Origin of the sequence: Marinobacter sp. OP 3.4 (assembly GCF_036224885.1) — a bacterium.
Classification (GTDB): Bacteria; Pseudomonadota; Gammaproteobacteria; order Pseudomonadales; family Oleiphilaceae; genus Marinobacter.
On the sequence record NZ_JAVVLT010000097.1, the window covers coordinates 19,373 to 38,480 of the forward strand.

At 61.2% G+C, this 19,108-nt stretch carries 17 protein-coding genes; 1 reads left to right on the top strand and 16 read right to left on the bottom strand.

The genetic code is table 11. The annotated features are described in order from the left end of the window. Positions 1-37: 37 nt before the first annotated feature. The gene (locus RO069_RS15960) at positions 38-1,282 is read left to right on the top strand and encodes an acyl-CoA dehydrogenase family protein (protein WP_442915383.1); all 1,245 of its coding nucleotides are present in this window, start codon (positions 38-40) and stop codon (positions 1,280-1,282) included. 62 nt (positions 1,283-1,344) lie between these two features. Here RO069_RS15960 and RO069_RS15965 read toward each other — a convergent pair whose 3' ends face one another. From RO069_RS15965 to RO069_RS16040, 16 genes are all read right to left on the bottom strand, one after another. Further along, positions 1,345-2,406: a calcium/sodium antiporter gene (locus RO069_RS15965; RefSeq protein WP_442915384.1), complete on the bottom strand. Its 1,062-nt coding sequence runs from the start codon at positions 2,404-2,406 to the stop codon at positions 1,345-1,347. A gap of 107 nt (positions 2,407-2,513) precedes the next feature. After that, the gene (locus RO069_RS15970; RefSeq protein WP_328188904.1) at positions 2,514-3,116 is read right to left on the bottom strand and encodes a DUF938 domain-containing protein; all 603 of its coding nucleotides are present in this window, start codon (positions 3,114-3,116) and stop codon (positions 2,514-2,516) included. A gap of 45 nt (positions 3,117-3,161) precedes the next feature. Further along, positions 3,162-3,599 carry a hypothetical protein gene (locus RO069_RS15975; RefSeq protein WP_328188905.1) on the bottom strand — a complete coding sequence of 146 codons (438 nt, stop codon included), beginning with the start codon at positions 3,597-3,599 and terminating at the stop codon, positions 3,162-3,164. A 159-nt stretch (positions 3,600-3,758) separates the two neighbouring features. Continuing rightward, positions 3,759-4,124: a MerR family transcriptional regulator gene (locus RO069_RS15980; RefSeq protein WP_328188907.1), complete on the bottom strand. Its 366-nt coding sequence runs from the start codon at positions 4,122-4,124 to the stop codon at positions 3,759-3,761. Further along, entirely contained in the window at positions 4,108-4,407 is a 300-nt protein-coding gene (ihfA, locus tag RO069_RS15985; RefSeq protein ID WP_328188909.1) for an integration host factor subunit alpha, read from the bottom strand. Before ihfA ends, RO069_RS15980 begins: the two co-directional genes overlap by 17 nt. Before the next feature lie 2 nt (positions 4,408-4,409). Then, the gene (pheT, locus tag RO069_RS15990) at positions 4,410-6,782 is read right to left on the bottom strand and encodes a phenylalanine--tRNA ligase subunit beta (protein WP_328188911.1); all 2,373 of its coding nucleotides are present in this window, start codon (positions 6,780-6,782) and stop codon (positions 4,410-4,412) included. A gap of 62 nt (positions 6,783-6,844) precedes the next feature. Beyond that, the gene (gene pheS / locus RO069_RS15995) at positions 6,845-7,843 is read right to left on the bottom strand and encodes a phenylalanine--tRNA ligase subunit alpha (RefSeq protein WP_328188912.1); all 999 of its coding nucleotides are present in this window, start codon (positions 7,841-7,843) and stop codon (positions 6,845-6,847) included. Between the two features lie 232 nt (positions 7,844-8,075). Beyond that, positions 8,076-8,429, bottom strand: coding sequence for a 50S ribosomal protein L20 (gene rplT, locus RO069_RS16000; RefSeq protein ID WP_328188913.1), 354 nt, complete (start codon positions 8,427-8,429; stop codon positions 8,076-8,078). Positions 8,430-8,457: 28 nt separating this feature from the next. After that, positions 8,458-8,649 carry a 50S ribosomal protein L35 gene (gene rpmI / locus RO069_RS16005; protein ID WP_328188915.1) on the bottom strand — a complete coding sequence of 64 codons (192 nt, stop codon included), beginning with the start codon at positions 8,647-8,649 and terminating at the stop codon, positions 8,458-8,460. Between the two features lie 94 nt (positions 8,650-8,743). Beyond that, positions 8,744-9,289: a translation initiation factor IF-3 gene (gene infC / locus RO069_RS16010; RefSeq protein WP_328188925.1), complete on the bottom strand. Its 546-nt coding sequence runs from the start codon at positions 9,287-9,289 to the stop codon at positions 8,744-8,746. After that, on the bottom strand, positions 9,286-11,211 hold the full coding sequence (gene thrS, locus RO069_RS16015) for a threonine--tRNA ligase (protein WP_328188917.1): 1,926 nt from the start codon (positions 11,209-11,211) through the stop codon (positions 9,286-9,288). Before thrS ends, infC begins: the two co-directional genes overlap by 4 nt. Positions 11,212-11,321: 110 nt before the next feature. Beyond that, the gene (locus RO069_RS16020) at positions 11,322-13,940 is read right to left on the bottom strand and encodes a TRAP transporter permease (protein ID WP_328188919.1); all 2,619 of its coding nucleotides are present in this window, start codon (positions 13,938-13,940) and stop codon (positions 11,322-11,324) included. Between the two features lie 91 nt (positions 13,941-14,031). Beyond that, positions 14,032-15,027, bottom strand: coding sequence for a TAXI family TRAP transporter solute-binding subunit (locus RO069_RS16025; RefSeq protein ID WP_328188920.1), 996 nt, complete (start codon positions 15,025-15,027; stop codon positions 14,032-14,034). A 200-nt stretch (positions 15,028-15,227) separates the two neighbouring features. After that, positions 15,228-17,867, bottom strand: a complete 2,640-nt coding sequence (gene pepN, locus RO069_RS16030; RefSeq protein WP_328188921.1) for an aminopeptidase N — start codon at positions 17,865-17,867, stop codon at positions 15,228-15,230. Positions 17,868-17,871: 4 nt separating this feature from the next. Further along, a complete protein-coding gene (locus RO069_RS16035) occupies positions 17,872-18,672 on the bottom strand; it encodes a DUF2797 domain-containing protein (RefSeq protein WP_328188927.1) in 801 nt (266 codons plus the stop codon). A gap of 46 nt (positions 18,673-18,718) precedes the next feature. Beyond that, on the bottom strand, positions 18,719-18,970 hold the full coding sequence (locus tag RO069_RS16040; protein WP_328188922.1) for a YeaC family protein: 252 nt from the start codon (positions 18,968-18,970) through the stop codon (positions 18,719-18,721). Between the last annotated feature and the right edge of the window lie 138 nt (positions 18,971-19,108).

The following is a 19,108-nucleotide window of genomic DNA, read 5'->3' on the forward strand; positions in this document are numbered from 1 at the left end:
GAAACCAACGGTGGATAGCACAACAACGCCCCCGGAAATGAATGACCTGACCATGTCGGAAAAATCCCGCCCCCTGCTGGAGGCGGTCAAGAAGCATATCCGTGACAATGTCGACCCGATACTGGATGAGTTCGAGCGCCTGGGCGCGGGTCGTGCCGACCGGTTCAGCTATGCTCCCGGTCAGTTGGAACTGCTGGAAGGTGCCAAGCAGAAGGCCAAGGAAGCCGGCCTGTGGAACTTCTTCCTGCCCAATGCCGAGACCGGTCAGGGCCTGTCCAACCTGGACTACGCCTACCTGGCCGTGGAACTGGGCAAGAATCCCCTGGCCTCCGAGACCCTCAACTGCTCCGCGCCGGACACCGGCAACATGGAGGTGCTGGAGCGTGTCGGCACCCCGGAACAGAAAGAGAAGTGGCTCAAACCCCTGCTCAACGGCGAGATCCGTTCCTGCTTCGGCATGACCGAACCCCATGTGGCATCCTCCGACGCCCGCAACATCGAAACCAGCGCGGTACTGGATGGCGATGAGTGGGTCATCAACGGTGAGAAGTACTACATCTCCGGTGCCGGCGACCCCCGCTGCAAGATCATGATCTGCATGGTCAAGACCAGCCCGGAGGCGGAAGCTTTCCGCCAGCAGTCACAGATCCTGGTGCCCATGGATGCGCCGGGGCTGACCGTCGTGGGCCCGATGAACGTCTTTGGACACGACGACGCCCCCCATGGCCACATGCATATCACGCTGGACAATGTCCGTGTGCCCAAGGAGAACATCCTCTGGGGTGAAGGCCGGGGTTTCGAAATCTCCCAGCTCCGCCTCGGTCCGGGCCGTATCCATCACTGCATGCGCTCCATCGGCGCCGCTGAAAAAGCACTGGACCTGATGATCGAGCGTGGCCAGAGCCGCGAGGCCTTTGGCCGCCCGATCCTGGACCTGGGCAAGAACATGGAAACCATCTCCCGGGCCCGCATCGAGATCGAGGCCATGCGCATGATGGTTCTCAAGGCCGCCAAGGCCATGGACGTGCTCGGTAACAAGGAGGCCCGCATCTGGGTATCCATGGCAAAGGCCATGGTGCCGGAGAAGGTCTGCAAGATCATCGACGAGGCCATCCAGATCCACGGCGCCACCGGTGTCAGCCAGTGGTCACCGCTGCCGGACATGTACACCAAGCAGCGTACCCTGCGCCTGGCGGACGGCCCGGACGAAGTTCACCACAACGTGGTGGCACGGGCCGAGGTCAAGTCCTACAACCAGGATCCGTATCGCCGCGGAGAGTAACCCCCTGGAGTCTGCGCGGCGGAACGTCGCGCAGACACTCCCGGCCCGATGATTCCGCCCTCTCAGCGGGCGGCCCGACGTTCCCGCAGATCCCTGACCAGACAACCCGCCACCACGATCAGCACCAGGGGCACCAGCCCATAGATCAGCACTGTCTGCATCATCAGCAGGTAGGAGACTCCCAGGGTCAGGGCCACCGTGTACCAGACGTAGCTGACGTAGAGCACCAGGAACAGCGCGCCCTCAAAACGGGTCAGCGATGCACCGGTGAAGAACAGCGGCAGGCAAAGCATCGCAACCCCCACCATGACCGGAATATCCAGGGTGGCCAACTGACTGCCAGCGACCAGCGGTTCCGGCGATACCAGCCCGGACAGGCCCAGTACGCAGAGCACGTTGAAGACATTGCTGCCTACCACGTTACCAATGGCGATGTCCCGCTGCCCCCTCACCGTGGCCATGATCGATGTCATGACCTCCGGCAGCGAAGTACCGGCCGCCACAATGGTCAGACCGATAACCGCCTCGCTCACACCCAGGGAGGAAGCAATAGCCACGGCACTCTCGACCAACCAGCGGGAGCCCATGACCAGCAGTGCCAGCCCCGCCAGCACCAACACCAGGTTCCGCCATGTCGGCACTGTCTCCTGGGCGACTTCCTCGCCCTGGGCCACACCGTTGTTACGGCGCCCCTGGACAAACAGGAAGACCGTATACACCACCAGGCCTGCAAACAGGGTACCGGCTTCCCAGACCGCCAGCGTGCCGTTCCAGGCCATCAGTGCGGCAACGGCGCAGACCAGGATCATGATCGGCACGTCCTGCCGGATCAGTTGACGGGAAACCATCAGCGGCGATACCAGGGCCGCCAGCCCCAGGATGAACAGGATGTTGAAGATATTCGAGCCGACCACATTGGCGATGGCCAGTTCCGTTTCCCCGGACCAGGCGGATTTCACACTGACCGCCAGTTCCGGGGCGCTGGTTCCGAACGCCACCACCGTCAGACCAATCACCAGGGCGGGCATGCCCATACTGGCGGCCAGCCGGGCCGCCCCCTTTACCAGAATCTCCGCACCGACAATCAGCAGAATGAGGCCTGCCGCCAGTATTGCCCAGGTCATCATAGTGGTTCCCACTCCTCCGGAATACGTTCAGTCTCAGGGACAACAAGCACCCCCACCCGACCAGATCGCCCGGGTCATAGGCAACGATTCAGTCAGGGAGAGGTTCAACGGATCTTTTCGAACACCAGGAACCGGTTGTTGGCCGGCATCCCGGCGTCGTGTTTCAACGCCAGGCCCAGCTCCGAGGCCAGCGCGGTAACCTGGTCAATATCCCGCAATCCCATATGCCCGGCCCGGGCACGGAGGTAGCGATCAAAATCGCGGTTACTATCGCTGGTGAAGGTGCCATGGTAGTTAAACGGGCCGTACAGACAGAAAGTGCCACCGACGGGCAGGCGCTCTGCCACACCCTCGAACATCCGGCAGACTTCCTCCCAGGCCATGATATGGCTGGTGTTGGCGGTAAAGGCATGGTCAAAGGGCGGTAACTGCCAGGGCCTGTTGCCCACATCCAGCAATCTCGGGTCGTCGATATTGGCCAGGTCCGCCTGTTCAAGGCGCTGACGGCACATCCACAGGTTGTCAGGGTGATCGGTGGGCAGCCAGTGCAGGTGCGGCAACCGGCTGGCGATGTACTCGGCATGCTGACCGGTACCCGTGCCGATCTCCAGCACCGTGGCCGGTTCGGTGAGCACCTGGCCCAGTTGCTCCAGGATGGGTTGCCGGTTGTTCTCACAGGCCTGGGAGAAAGGCAGGGAATCAGCCACGGGTTGTCCTTTCACGGTAGCGGTAACACACCCGACAAGCCTCCATCAGGCCACCTGATGGGCACGATTACCAAAGGCGTGGGCATTGTCGGCGCTGGAGTTGGTCAGGGCCGGGTTCATCATGAACACCAGTTGCCAGCCGGGAAACTGGAGCCTGTGCTGGAAGGTAAAGCGGAACAGCTCCCCCATGGGCGCCCGGCCATCCCGGACCTGGCCGGACGCCAGGGCGATACTGCTGATAACGCCCGCGGTATAAGCCCGGGCATTGAAGTCCCCGGCCACCATCAGCTTTTCCAGGCCCAGGGTGCGCCTGACCAGTTCCCTCACCGTGGACCGCTCCTCCAGCAGGCCCACCACCGCCGCCATCTGGGAGGCATTGGAGACCGCCCGGGTGAAATGCTCAAAGGGCTCCGGCGCCACCGGTAAACCCAGTGCCTGCATGCGGTTCTCGAAAGCGCGATGGAAAGGGATGTCCGATGTCATGACCGATACCTCCACGGAAGGTTCCTGTTCATCAATCTAGCCAAGGTTCGCCTGCCGTTCAACGGCTATGGTGTTCCCTTTATTGCCCGCCCAGACACAAAAAACCGGCCTCGGAGGCCGGTTTACCCGTTGCTGACAGGGACCTTGTTATCACCACCGCTATCTGACCGGTGAATTGAGCACGTCCAGGACATCCTCAAGCTCGGTGATCGTCTGCCGGATCAGTTGTTTGTACTGACTGGTATCTTCCTTGATCTCATGACTGCTCAGCTTCTGCTTGGCGCCACCAATGGTGTACCCCTGATCGTACAGCAGGCTGCGGATCTGGCGTATGGTGATCACGTCCGCACGCTGGTAGTAACGGCGATTACCCCGGCGCTTGACCGGCGACAACTGGGGAAACTCCTGCTCCCAGTACCGCAACACATGGGCCTTGACCTGGCAAAGGTCCGCTACCTCACCGATGGTGAAGTAACGTTTGCCGGGGATGGCCGGGAGTTCGTTGTTATTACTGGCTTCCAGCATAGGTCTCTACTTTCTGTTTCAACTTCTGTCCCGGCCGGAAAGTCACCACGCGGCGTGCGCTGATGGGAATCTCTTCCCCGGTTTTCGGGTTCCGTCCCGGTCGCTGCTTCTTGTCACGCAGATCGAAATTGCCAAACCCGGACAGTTTCACCTGCTCATTATGGCTGAGTGCGTCTCTGATCTCGTCGAAAAAGGCCTCCACCATTTCCTTGGCTTCCCGCTTGTTCAGGCCAAGTTCCTCGTAAAGCCTCTCCGCCATCTCCGCTTTTGTCAAAGCCGCCATTTCTAGCTCCTCAGTGTCGCCCCCAGCTCTTCCTGCAGGGCATTCACCACCCTGTCGAAGAACTCATGCACTTCGTCGTCATTGAGTGTGCGCTCGGGATGCTGCCAGAACAGGCTGAGCGCCAGGCTTCGTTTACCTTCGCCCAGTTTTTCGCCCTCATAGACATCAAACGCACGCAACGCGTTGAGACGATCACCTGCATTGTTGCGAACAACCCGGTCAACGTCTGCAAACGCAATCTCATTTCCGATAATAATAGCCAAATCCCGGCGAACTTCAGGGTATTTTGAAAATTCTTTGAAATTAGGCACATATCCGGAAACGATTGAATCCAAGAATAGCTCAAACATAAGGATCGTGCCATTCAGATCCAGTTTTTTCTGCACCTGGGGATGCATGGCCCCCAGCCAGCCCACCCGCTGGTCACCCAGGACCAGCTCTGCCGTCTGCCCCGGATGCAGCGCCGGGTGCTGGCCGGCGGCGAAGCGGACCTCCACACCCAACAGGCTGAACAGGGATTCCAGCTCGCCCTTTACATCGAAGAAATCAGCGTCGCGGCGGCCATTGGCCCAGTTTTCAGGCAGTTGCCCGCCGGTCACAATGCCGGCCAGCATGGGCCGCTGTTCGATGCCATCGCCGTCCTTCACGAACCGCAGGCCGGTCTCGAACAGACGGATCCGGGGTTGCTGGCGCTTCTGGTTGTATTCCAGGGTCTTGACCAGACCACTCCAGAGAGTGGTACGCATCACCGCCAGATCAGCGGAAATGGGGTTCGCCAGGTCGATCCCCTCCCGTTCCGGGTCCAGGATTTCCTGGACCTTCGGGTCCACGAAGCTGTAGGTGATGGCTTCCTGGTACCCGCAGGCGACGAAGAAGTTGCGCACAGCGGACACCGGACGCACGGCCTCCTTCGCCGGACGCATGGCCAGCGACCCCACCGGCTCGGTCACCGGCAGGTTGTTGTAGCCATAGACCCGCCCCACTTCCTCGATCAGGTCTTCCTCGATGCTGATATCGGGCCGGTAGCTGGGCACACTGACCGTCCAGCGATCACCGGTCTGGTCGACAATGGCCAGCCCCAGCCGCGTGAGGATGTCTTCCACCCGTGCCACATCAATGCTCATGCCCAGTACGGCGTTCAGGCGGTCGGACCGCAGGGTGACCCGGGCCGCCTCGGGGAGGTGCTCTTGACTGACCACCTCCACGATCTCACCGGCCTCGCCGCCGGTTATCTCAAGCAACAGTGCCGTCGCCCGCTCCATGGCGCTGCGGGCCAGCTCATAGTCGACGCCCCGCTCGAAGCGGTGGGAGGCGTCGGTATGCAGACCATACTCCCGGGCCTTGCCCGCCATGGCGATCGGCTCGAACCAGGCTGCTTCCAGCAGCAGGTCACGGGTCTTTTCGGTGACCCCCGAGTGCTCACCGCCCATGACGCCGGCAATGGCCAGGGGCTTGGCGTGATCGGCAATGACCAGCGTATCCGGGGTCAGCTTCACGGTCTGGCCATCAAGCAGCACCAGTTCCTCGTCCTGCCCTGCCATACGCACCACGATGCCGCCATCGATCTCGGCGCGGTCAAAGGCGTGCAGGGGCTGCCCCAGTTCCAGCATCACGTAGTTGGTGATATCCACCGCCGGATCAATGGAGCGGATACCACTGCGGCGCAGCTTCTCCACCATCCACAGAGGGGTAGCGACGGACAGGTCCACATTACGCACGATCCGGCCCAGGTAACGGGGGCACGCCGCCGGGGCGTCAACGGCAATGGCCGGTTTTTCGTCGTGACTGGCCGGCACCGGCGTCAGTTCCGGCTCCTCCACTGGCTCGCCGGTCAGCACACCCACCTCCCGGGCCAGGCCGCGCAGGGACAGGCAATCCGCCCGGTTCGGGGTCAGGTCCACATCAATGGTGATATCGTCCAGCCCCAGGTACTCCCGCAGGTCCTGGCCCACAGGCGCATCAGCCGGGAGTTCCATCAGGCCGGCACCGTCGTCGGACAGGCCCAGCTCCGACTCGGCGCACAGCATGCCATTGGACGGCTGCCCCCTGAGTTTGGCCGCCTTGATTTTGAAGTCCCCGGGCAGTACCGCGCCCACCACGGCAAACGGTGCCTTCAGGCCTTCCCGCACGTTGGGGGCACCACAAACCACCTGGACCGTCCCGTCGCCGCTGCTGACCTCACACACTCTTAGCTTGTCGGCATCCGGGTGTGGCGCCACGGACCTGACCTCACCCACGACGACACCGGTAAACGCCCCGGCGACCGACTCGAAACCATCCACTTCCAGACCCGCCATGGTGATCTGGTCCATCAGTTCCTGGGTGCCAATGGCCGGATTAACCCACTCACGCAGCCACTTTTCGCTAAATTTCATGGTAAATGCCTTGTCCTGATGCGATGTTGTCTGGGGGAGCCTCTGAACAACTCCTGGTGTGATTAACGGAACTGACGCAGGAAACGCAGGTCGTTGTCGAAGAACATGCGCAGGTCGTTCACCCCGTAGCGCAGCATGGCCAGACGCTCGACCCCCAGGCCGAAGGCAAAGCCCCGGTACTCCTCGGCATCAATGCCGCAGTGCTCAAACACCTTGGGATGGACCATGCCGCAGCCCATGATTTCCAGCCACTTGATGCTGCCGTCTTCCTCACGCCCCCACTCGATATCCACCTCGGCGGATGGCTCAGTGAACGGGAAATAGGACGGACGGAAACGCACCTGCAAATCCCGCTCGAAATACACCCGCAGGAATTCCTCGATGGTGCTCTTGAGGTCGGCGAAGCTGACATCCTTCTCCACCAGCAGCCCTTCCACCTGATGGAACATGGGGGTATGGGTCATGTCGGAATCGCAGCGATAGACCCGGCCCGGGCAGATCATGCGGAACGGCGGCTTGCCGGCCTCCATGGTGCGGATCTGTACCGGGGAAGTGTGGGTCCGCAGCAGGGTACCCGGATTGAAATAGAAGGTATCGTGCATGGCACGGGCCGGGTGATGCCCCGGAATATTGAGGGCCTCGAAGTTGTGGTAATCGTCCTCAATCTCCGGCCCCTGCTCGACGGTGTAACCGGCGTTACCGAAGAACTGCTCGATCCGCTGCAGGGTGCGGGTCACCGGATGCAGGCCACCCAGGTCCTGGCCGCGTCCCGGCAGGGTCACGTCAATGGATTCCCGGGCCAGCCGGTCGGCGATGGCGGCTTCCTCAAGGCTGGCGCGACGGGCGTTGATGGCTTCTTCCACCCGGCCCTTGGCCTCGTTGATCTTCTGGCCGGCGGCGGGGCGCTCTTCAGCACTGAGCTTGCCCAGGGTCTTTGCCTGCTGGGTGATCACGCCCTTCTTGCCCAGGTATTCCACCCGGATCTGATCCAGCGCCTGCAAACTTTCCGCGTTCTTGACAGCCGTGAGCCCGTCCTGAACAAGTTGCTCCAGGTTTTCCATTGATGCCTGCTCCAAACCACAGGGAGTTTCCGGAAAGGCCAGTCGGCGAACCCTGACCGATGACGCTTTTCGGAAGCTCCCTCAATTATCCGGATAGTGTCTACTGCGATCGAAACTGTCGGTTTTCAGCCGCCCCAAACAAGAACAGGGGAAGAGCGCGCCCTTCCCCTGTCAGGGAGTGACCGCCGAAACGGTCACCCATCGATCGAAACTCGTCGAAAGAGCCCGGCGATCAGAGCGCCGCTTTTGCCTTCTCCACGACAGCAGTAAACGCCTGCTGCTCGTTCATGGCCAGATCGGCCAGAACCTTGCGATCGATTTCCACTTCAGCCTTCTTCAGACCGGCGATCAGCCGGCTGTAGGACAGGCCATTGGCGCGGGCGCCGGCGTTGATCCGGGAGATCCACAGGGCCCGGAACGCACGCTTGCGGTTACGACGGTCACGGTAGGCATACTGATGCGCCTTGATGACCGCCTGTTTGGCTACCCGGAAAACACGGCTACGGGCACCGTAGTAACCCTTGGCCTGCTTCATGATCTTCTTGTGACGACGGCGTGCTACCACGCCACGCTTTACACGTGCCATAAACTATTTCCTTCTCCAGACCTGTTAATTAACCGGCGATCATACGCTTGATGGAAGCAACGTCCGACTTGGCAACCAGCTTGGTGCCGCGCAGCTGACGCTTACGCTTCGGACTCTTCTTGGTCAGGATATGACTGGTGAAGGACTGCTTATGCTTGAAGCCCTTGGCGGTTTTCTTGAACCGCTTGGTGGCTCCACTCTTGGTTTTCATCTTGGACATTTCTAAAACTCCGCATTCGTTTTTTACAATCAATAAATGCAATCCTGAACGACAAATCCCCCGCCAGAGCGGGGGACCTGACTGAAACTCGGGATTACTTCTTTTTACGGGGCGACACCACCATGGTCATCTGGCGGCCTTCCATCTTGGGCCGTTGCTCTACCTGGGCCAGCTCCTCAATGTCCTGCTCGATGCGGTTCATGAGCTGCATACCGATCTCCTGGTGTGCCATCTCACGGCCACGGAAGCGGACAGTGATTTTGCCGCGGTCCCCGTTTTCAAGGAAACGTATCAGGTTGCGTAGTTTGACCTGATAATCCCCTTCTTCCGTCCCTGGTCTGAATTTCACTTCTTTGACCTGGACCTGCTTCTGCTTTTTCTTCGCAGCGGCCTTGGCCTTCTTCTCCTCGAAGACCTTCTTGCCGTAGTCCATTATCTTACAGACGATCGGATCGGAATCCGTAACCTGAACCAGGTCCAGAGACGCTTCTTCAGCTGACTTCAAAGCCTCTTCGATCGGCACAACGCCAACCTGGTTGCCTTCCGCATCAATAAGCCGGACTTCCGTTGCGTCAATGTTATCGTTGATCCGTGCTTTTGGTGCACGACCACCCCGATTCGCTCGCTGTTTGATAGTCAGTTCTCCGTATTGGTTCTGCCTTTGCGTGCGATTTCTGCTGACAGCAGGTCTTCGAACGCTTCTGGCGACATGGTTCCGAGATCTTCACCTTTACGGGTTCTCACCGCAACGGCCCCGTCATCGACTTCCTTATCGCCGATAACGACCAGATAGGGAACCTTGTTTAAAGTATGCTCGCGGATTTTAAAGCCGATCTTCTCGTTTCTCAAGTCAGCATTTACCCGATACCCCGCATTCTGCCACTTTTCTGCGAGATTTCGGCAATAATCCCCCTGACGATCCGTAATATTCAGGATAGCCACCTGGGTCGGTGCCAGCCAGGTGGGGAACGCCCCCTCATATTCCTCGATCAGGATGCCGATAAACCGCTCGAAGGACCCCAGGACCGCCCGGTGCAACATAACCGGTGTCCGGCGCTCGGAATTATCCGCCACGTACTGGGCACCCAGGCGCCCCGGCATGGAGAAGTCCACCTGGATGGTGCCACACTGCCAGACCCGGCCAATGCAGTCCTTCAGGGAGAATTCGATCTTGGGGCCATAGAAGGCACCCTCGCCCGGGAGCAGCTCCCAGTCCACGCCTTCCCGGTTCAGGGCCTCTTCCAGGGCCGCTTCGGCCTTGTCCCAGACCTCGTCGGAACCGACACGCTTTTCCGGACGGGTGGACAGCTTGTACAGGATCTGGTCGAAGCCGAAGTCCGCATACACCTCGTGAAGCATGGCGATAAAGCTGGACACCTCCTGCTGAATCGCATCCTCCTCACAGAAGATATGGGCGTCATCCTGGGTAAAGCCACGCACCCGCATCAGCCCGTGCAGGGCGCCGGAGGCCTCGTTGCGGTGACAGGAACCGAACTCCGCCAGCCGCAGCGGCAGGTCCTTGTAACTCTTCAGACCCTGGTTGAACACCTGGATGTGACAGGGACAGTTCATGGGCTTGATGGCGAAATCGTATTTTTCCGACTCGGTGGTGAACATGTCGTCCTGAAACTTGTCCCAATGGCCGGACCGCTCCCACAGCGACCGGGACACCACCTGCGGGGTCTTGATTTCCTGGTAGCCGTGGCGACGCTGCATTTCGCGCATGTACTGTTCCACTTCCTGATACAGGGACCAGCCGTCCGGGTGCCAGAACACCATGCCCGGGGCTTCTTCCTGCATGTGGAACAGGCCCAGCTTCTTGCCGATCTTGCGGTGGTCCCGCTTCTCGGCCTCTTCCAGGCGCTGCAGGTAGGCCTTGAGTTCCTTCTTGTTGGGCCAGGCGGTGCCGTAGACCCGCTGCAACTGCTCGTTGCCGGTATCACCTCGCCAGTAGGCACCAGCCACCTTGGTCAGCTTGAAGGCCTTGAGCTTGCCAGTGCTGGGCACGTGGGGGCCGCGGCACAGGTCGATAAAGTCGCCCTGGCGGTAAAAGGACAGGTCCTCGTCACCCGGAATATCCTCGATGATGCGGACCTTGTACTCCTCGCCCATGTCGTGAAACAGCTTGATGGCCTCGTCCCGGGACATGACGGAGCGTGACACGGGAATGTCCTGCTTGGCGAGTTCGCCCATGCGCTTCTCGATCCGCTCCAGATCCTCGTTGGTGAACGGGCGGTCGAACTTGAAGTCGTAGTAGAAGCCGTTATCGATCACCGGGCCGATGGTGACCTGGGCCTCGGGGAACAGCTCCTTCACCGCCATCGCCAGTAGGTGGGCGGTGGAATGGCGGATGACATCAACCCCCTCTTCGTCACGATCCGTGACGATGGCCAGATCGGTGTCACTGTCGATACGGTAACTGGTGTCCACCAGCTTGCCGTTGACGCGCCCGGCCAGGGCGGCCTTGGCCAGACCGGCGCCGATATCAGCGGCCACATCGTGAACGGTGACGGGATTGGGGAAACTGCGATGGCTGCCGTCAGGCAGAGTAACTACCGGCATGGGGAAACTCCTCTCAGCGGTGATCCGTACCAAAGACCACGTGTTAGCGGGAGCCGCGCTACCAGTGCGGCTCAATCGGGGCGGAGTTTAACAGGAAATCTGCCGGCCTGTCAGGTAGCTGGCGCCGGGGCTGGGGGAATTTCCTTACGCCGGCGCCGAGCCTGCAGCCAGGCAATCAGCCCCAGCAGGGCCAGGGCCGGAATATAGACCAGCTCCCGGGGGGGACGCTCCTGGGGAACCCGGATAGCGTTGATGGTCCAGCCGAAATCCAGGCCGGCATCGGCGGCGGGGCTGTCAAAGCCGACGAAATCCACCGTGTACACGTCGCCGTCGGGAGCACCCTCGATACCCATGTTCAACACACGCTGCTGCGGGGTGTCGCCTTCAGACAACGGGATCCGGACCCAGGTGGACCGCTCCTCGTCCCCGGTAAGCGACGGACCGGAGGCCTGGGCCATGATGGTATCCACCCGCGGCTGATCCGCCAGTACCTCCACCTGCTGCACCAGTTCCGACCCGGGGCGCTGCTCATATTCCGGGTAGATCCGGTCCCACCAGAATCCAGGCCGGAACAGGGTGAAGGCGATCAGGATCAGCAGGGCCGACTCCCACCGGTAGCTGCGGGTCAGCCAGTAGCCCTGGGTGGCCGCCGAGAACGCCAGGATGGCCACCACCGCACTGGCAATGGTGATGATCAGGTCCAGCGGCCCGGTCAGGCCAATCAGCAGTAACTGCGTATTGAAAATAAACATGAACGGCAGCACGGCGGTACGTATGTCATAGGCAAAGCCCTGCACACCCGTGCGGATGGGATCCGCCCCCGATATCGCCGCTGCGGCATAGGCGGCCAGCCCCACCGGCGGCGTGTCATCCGCCAGGATGCCGAAGTAGAACACGAACAGGTGAACGGCGATCAACGGCACCAGCAGGCCGTTCTCGGCCCCCAGCGTCACGATCACCGGCGCCATCAGGGTCGACACCACAATGTAGTTGGCCGTGGTGGGCAGACCCATCCCCAGCAGCAGGCTGATCAGGGCCGTAAAGATCAGCATCAGCAACAGGTTGCCACCGGAAATGAACTCGACGAACTCGGTCATCACCAGGCCAATGCCGGTCAGGGTGACCGTACCCACCACAATGCCGGCGGTCGCCGTGGCCACACCGATACCCACCATGTTACGACCACCGGTGGCCATGGCATGAATCAACTCGGACCAGCCATTACGGATGGAGCGCCGAATCTCCCCCTGCTTGCGGAACAGGGCCAGCAGGGGTCGCTGGGTCAGCACAATAAACACCATGAACATGGTCGCCCAGAAGGCGGACAGCTGGGGCGAGAAGCGCTCGACGGTAAGACACCAGACCAGCACCACCACTGGCAGCAGGAAATACAGGCCGGTCTTGACCGTGGGTCCCACCTCCGGCAGCTCGGTCATATCGGTGGAGCCGTCATCCGACTCCAGGGGAGGAAATTTCGCCGCGTAACCCACAAGGGCAATGTAGACCAGCAACAACAGTGGCCCCAACACCCAGACAGCGGCCTCCCCCATCAGTGACTTGGCCCAGCCAATCCCGTAGTAGACCGCCAGGGTCAGCGCAATAAGACCGATCAGCAACACCACCCAGGTCAGCATGCGCTGGGCAAGGGTTGGCTTGTTCAGGCGCTCAATGCCCTTCATACCCAGCTTGCAGGCTTCCAGGTGCACGATGTAGATCAGGGCGATATAGGAGATCAGCGCCGGCAGGATGGCATGCTTGATGACCTCCAGGTAGGAAATACCCACGTATTCCACCATCAGGAACGCGGCGGCCCCCATGATCGGTGGCGTGAGCTGGCCATTGGTGGAGGCGGCCACCTCGACGGCCCCGGATTTGGTGGCCGGGAAACCAACACGTTTCATCAGCGGGATGGTGAAGGTACCGGTGGTCACCACATTGGCGATGGACGAGCCGGAAATCACCCCGGACAGGCCACTGGACACCACGGCGGCCTTGGCGGGACCACCACGCATGTGGCCCAGCAACGCATAGGCTACTTTGATGAAGTAGTTGCCCGCCCCGGCTTTTTCCAGCAGTGCCCCAAACAGGACAAACAGGAACACGAAGGTGGTGGACACCCCCAGGGCGACCCCGAACACACCCTCGGTACCGAGCCATTGATGGGACGCCAGCTTCTGCAGGCTGGCGCCCTTGTGGGCGATGACATCCGGCATCCAGGGACCAGCCAGGGAATAGGTGATGAACACCGCAGCGACCACCGTCAGTGGCAGACCCAAAGCACGGCGGGTCGCCTCCAGCAACAGCACCAGGCCGCCCAGGGCCACCACCAGGTCCTGGGTAATGGGGGCGCCGGGCCGTTCCGCCAACTGATCGTAGAAAACGAAGAGGTACGCCGCCGAGAATGACGCCGCCAGGGCCAGGATCCAGTCAAACCAGGGGATATGATTGATATGCCGACCCCGGAACATGGGGAAGGCAGTAAAGGCCAGGAAGGTGGCAAATGCCAGATGGATGGACCGGGCCTCGGTGGAATTGAACACCCCGAAATCCACCATGAACGGCAGCGGGGACGCAATCCACAACTGGAACAGGGACCACACCAGCGGTACGACGAAAAGCAGGACCGACGAAGGCCCGGTTAACGCCCTGCCCCCGGTTTCCGTCTGTAGTACTTCATGAATCCTTGAGACATCAACACTATCGGAAGCAGACGGGTCGCGCTTGCTCATGGGCCGGTTCCATCGGAAATACAGTGGTCAGATACAAACCGCCGGAGGACTCGGCCTCCGGCGGTGCGATTACTACGGAGTGGTCGGACCGTCAGTCGATCAGGCCCGCCTCGCGGTAATACTTCTCGGCCCCCTTGTGCAGAGGAGCACTCAGGGCATCAGACACCATCTCTTCCTTCTTGAGGTTGGCGAAGGCCGGATGCAGGCGCTTGAAGCTGTCAAAGTTCTCGAACACCGCGCTGACCACTTCGTACACCACGTCCTCATCCACATCAGAGGAGGTCACAAAGGTCGCGGCCACACCGAAGGTGGTCACGTCTTCATCGTTGCCGCGGTACATGCCGCCCGGAATCGTGGCAACCCGGTAGTAGGGGTTGTCATCAACCAGGGTCTGGGTGGCCTCGTTGTCCACCGCCACAATGGTGCTGTCACAGGAGGTGGTGGCTTCCTTGATGGCACCGGACGGGTGGCCCACGGTGTAGAAGAAGGCATCGATATTGCCGTCACACAGGGCCTGGGACTGTTCGGCGGCCTTCAGCTCGGCAGCCAGGGAGAACTTGTCCATGGTCCAGCCCATTTCCTCCATCAGCACCTCGGCGGTGGCCCGCTGTCCGGAGCCGGGGTTACCCACCGACACGCGCTTGCCTTCCAGATCCTCGAAGGTCTTGATGCCGGAGCCCTTGCTGGCGACCACGGTGAACGGTTCAGGGTGCAGGGAGAAGACCGCACGGAGCTTTTCGTTGGCACCATCGTCCTCGAACTGGCTGGTACCATTGTAGGCATGGTACTGCCAGTCGGACTGGGCAACCGCCAGATCCAGTTCACCCTGGCGGATGGCGTTGAGGTTGTAGACGGAACCGCCTGTGCTTTCCACAGAGCAACGAATGCCATGCTCCTTGCGATCCATGTTGACCAGTCGACAGATGGCGCCACCGGCCGGGTAGTAGACGCCGGTAACACCACCGGTACCGATGGTCACGAAGCGCTGCTCCTGGGCAGACACCGACATGGAGCCCGCTGCCAGGCCGACGGAGGCTGCAATCGCCAGGGTGGAGGCTTTGAGTCTCAGAGCTGTTCGGATTGCCATAGACGATTCCTTCTTGATTCGAATTTTTGGTCGAACCCCCGGAGCCCCGGACTGCCAAACGCAGCAGCGGAGTTATCCGGCGGCTTTCCAGCCGGACGTTACAATACGTCACATTCTCAGCTTGTTAAAAAATAGCCCACATCGGCCCCAAAATAAAGCCGACTATGGGACTAAGCACCTGAGTCTCCAACCATTCTCGGCTAGTCAGCCAGGCTCTTGTGGACAATCTCGTAGACATCGCGCGACAGCCCGTCCTTCTCCCGCACCGACTCCAGCGCCTTACGCATGCCTTCGCTGTAGACATGGGCAAACTTCCGCCACCGGGTCAACGGTGCGCACAGCCGGGCGGCAATCTGCGGATTGCTGTCGTCCAGGCGACGAATGGTGTCCGCCAGGAACTGGTAGCCGGAACCGTCCTGCTCGTGGAAATGGGCCAGGTTCTGGCCGGCAAAGGCGCCCACCACGCAGCGAATCTTGTTGGGGTTCTTCCAGTCGAAGGCTTCGTGCTCCAGCAGCCGGCGGACCGCCGCCAGATCCCCGGAGACCGGACTGGCCGCCTGGATGGAGAACCACTGTTCCACCACCTGGGGATCCTGGTGCCACTGCTGGTAGAAGGCATCCAGGGTGCGGCTGCGATCGTCCCCGAAGGGAGAGTTCACCAGCGCCCGCAGGGCGCCGGACTGGTCGGTCATGTTGGTGGCGGAGTGGAACTGCTCCAGGGCCAGTTCCCGCGCCTGTTCGTCACCGATATGCAGCAGCCAGGCCAGCGCCATGTTGCGCAGACTGCGGCTGGCCACGTCCTCCGGCGTCACCTGGTAGTGCTCCGCCGGCTGCTGGCGCCGGTAGCAGGCCAGCAGGTCGTCCCGCAGGGCGGTGGCCAGCGCCTTCAGCACCCGCTCCCGGGCATGGTGGATAATCTGCACATCCGCCCCGTCGGAGAGTTCGATCAGGTAGGCCTCGGACGGCAGCTGCAGCATCTTGGCCACCAGCGCCTGGTCCGCGTCCTGGTCATTGAGCAGGGTACGGCAGGCCTGGACCAATCGGTCGTCCACGCTGGCGTCGGCATGCCCCGAGAGCTCGCGGATCACATCCACCGCCAGGCGCTGGCCGGCGTCCCAGCGATTGAAGCCATCGCTGTCATGGCTCATCAGGAACATCAGCTGATCACGGCTCCAGGGGTAGTTCACCCGCACCGGCGCCGAAAAGTCCCGCAGCAGAGACGGCACCGGGCGGCTGTCGATACCGGTGAACTCGAAAACATGCTCCTCATCGGTCAACTCCAGCACCCGGGTGGAGCCCCCTGGTGCCTCTTCGCCCGCCAGGGCCAGCGGCAGGTCATTACCGTCCTGATCCAGCAGCCCCAGGGCGAAGGGTATGTGCTGGGGCTTCTTGCCGGTCTGGCCCGGAGTGTCCGGAATGCTCTGGCGAACGGTCAGGCGATAGACCTGCCCCGCCTCGTCATAGTCGTCCTCCACCGTCAGCACGGGCGTGCCGGCCTGCTCGTACCACAAGCGGAACTGGCCCAGATCACGACCACTGGCGTCTTCCATGGCCCGCACAAAGTCGTCGGTGGTCACCGCCTGGCCATCGTGGCGCTGGAAGTAGAGGTCACTGCCCTTGCGGAACAGGTCCGGCCCCAGCAGGGTATGGATCATCCGCACCACTTCCGCACCCTTCTCGTAGATGGTCAGGGTGTAGAAGTTGGAGATCTCCATATAGGACGCCGGGCGCACCGGATGGGCCATGGGGCCCGCGTCCTCGGCGAACTGGGCGGTGCGCAGCAGGGTGGCGTCCTCGATACGCTTGACCGTGGGCGAGCCCATGTCGGCAGAGAACCGGGAGTCCCGGAATACCGTGAAGCCTTCCTTCAGGCTGAGCTGGAACCAGTCGCGGCAGGTTACCCGATTGCCAGACCAGTTGTGGAAATACTCGTGGGCGACGATGGCCTCGATGCGCTGGAAGGCCATATCGGTTTCCGACTCCGGGCTGGCCAGCACGCAGGACGAGTTAAAGATGTTCAGGCCCTTGTTCTCCATGGCGCCCATGTTGAAGTCGTCCACCGCCACGATCATGAAAATGTCCAGATCGTATTCACGGCCATAGACCTCCTCGTCCCAGCGCATGGCCCGTTTCAGGGAGTCCATGGCGTGGCCGGTCTTGGTGGCGTTGCGGGGTTCCACGTAAATACGCAGGTCGATATCGCGACCGGACATCGTGGTGAAGCGGTCCTTTTTCTCCACCAGGTCCCCGGCCACCAGGGCAAACAGGTAGCTGGGCTTGGGGAACGGGTCCTCCCAGGTGACGAAGTGACGACCACCGTCCAGGTCACCCCGCTCCACGTCGTTGCCGTTGGACAGCAGGATCGGGTAGGACGCCTTGTCCGCCTCGATACGCGTCCGGTAGCGGGACATCACGTCAGGACGATCCGGGAAATAGGTGATGCAGCGGAAGCCCTCCGCCTCGCACTGGGTGCAGAACATGCCGGAGGACTTGTACAGCCCTTCCAGGCGGGTGTTGTTCTGGGGCTCGATCCAGGTGACTACCTGCAACTCGAAGGCATCCGGCACCGACGGCACCAGCAGCAGCTCGCCCCGGTCCTCGAACTGGCCCGCCTGCAGCTCCCGGCCGTCCAGGTGGACGGATTCCAGGGTCAGGGAATCGCCGTTCAGCTCAAGCTGTTCCGCCGGCCCCGTGGCCTCCGGGTTACGGCGTACGCTCAGAGTGCTGTGCACCCGGGCGCCGTCCTCGAACAGCTCGAACCGCAGGTCCACATGGTCCACCAGGAAGTCCGGTACCCGGTATTCACTCAGATAGATGGTTTTCGGTTGGTTTGTGCGCATGGTCCTACTCCGATAAAACCCGTACACGGACGTTGTAGGCCGTATACTTGCGAATATTGATAACACCGGTGTCCAGTATCAGGTACTGCCCCTTGATACCCTGGAGCACACCCGTGACCACGGGCTCCTTGTCCAGGTTATGGGGCCTGACCTTCTCCGGCCAGATCGCCACCGGATAATCCAGGGTCCAGACCGGGTCGTCGGCGGTTTCGATGGTGTCCTGGCCATGTTCGGCGGCCAGCTGGTCCAGATCCGGCGTGATTTTCTCCAGCAGTGCCGCCCGTTCAGCCACCAGGTCCATGTCAGGCGCCTCGCCCTTGAGCATGGTGCGCCAGTTGGTGCGATCCGCCACATGCTGCTTGCAGGCTACCTCCACCAGGCCGGCCAGGTAGCGGGTGGCCACCCGCAGCATGGGAATGGCCGCCACCGCCCCCTGGTCTATCCAGCGGGTGGGCACCTGGTTGGCCCGGGTAATGCCCACCTTCAGTCCGGAGGAGTTGGCCAGATAGACCACGTGGCCGGTCATGCAGTGGTTCTCGCCCCACTCCGGCTCACGGCAGGTGCCCAGGTGATAATGGCACTTCTCCGGACTCATGATACAGCTATCGCAGGCCGCCAGCCGCTTGAAGCATGGGTAGCAATACCCCTGACTGAAACTCTTGCTGGTCTTGCGATTGCAATGGATGCAGCGGATCTCACCACTGAAGGTGATCTCGATCGGCTGCCCGATCAGGTCGTTCAGGGCCAGGCCGTGGTCGCCTACCTTCAGGGTATAGCCTACCGGGGTTTCTGCCACCACCGGCATCTTCACCAGGCGGCCACTGAGTTCGATGGGTTCGTTCAAGACCACCTCAGCTTACGATACGGATGGTGTCTTCACCGGGATCCTTGCCGGAACCACAGGACTGGCGCTCGATGTACCCCACCCGCTCGTGCTCGGGAATATTGTGGGTTTTCTCGTAGTGGATCACCGCCTCCAGGCAGATCCGGCGCTGCTCGCCGGACACCGCGCGACCATCCGGCCACTTGCCCAGCTCAATGGCCCGGCGCAGGTTCTGGTAGACGGTGGGATCCAGTCGCTGAATTAATTCTTCGTAAGTCATAAAAAAATGCCCGAAAGGGTTTGACACCCTTAAACGAAAATGATTATCATTAACTCACCAAATGACGCGGTCGTTTCATTTGGTCTCTCTCATCAGGAGCTTGGGGGATTCACCACCTGTCGCCAGGTCGGTTGAAAT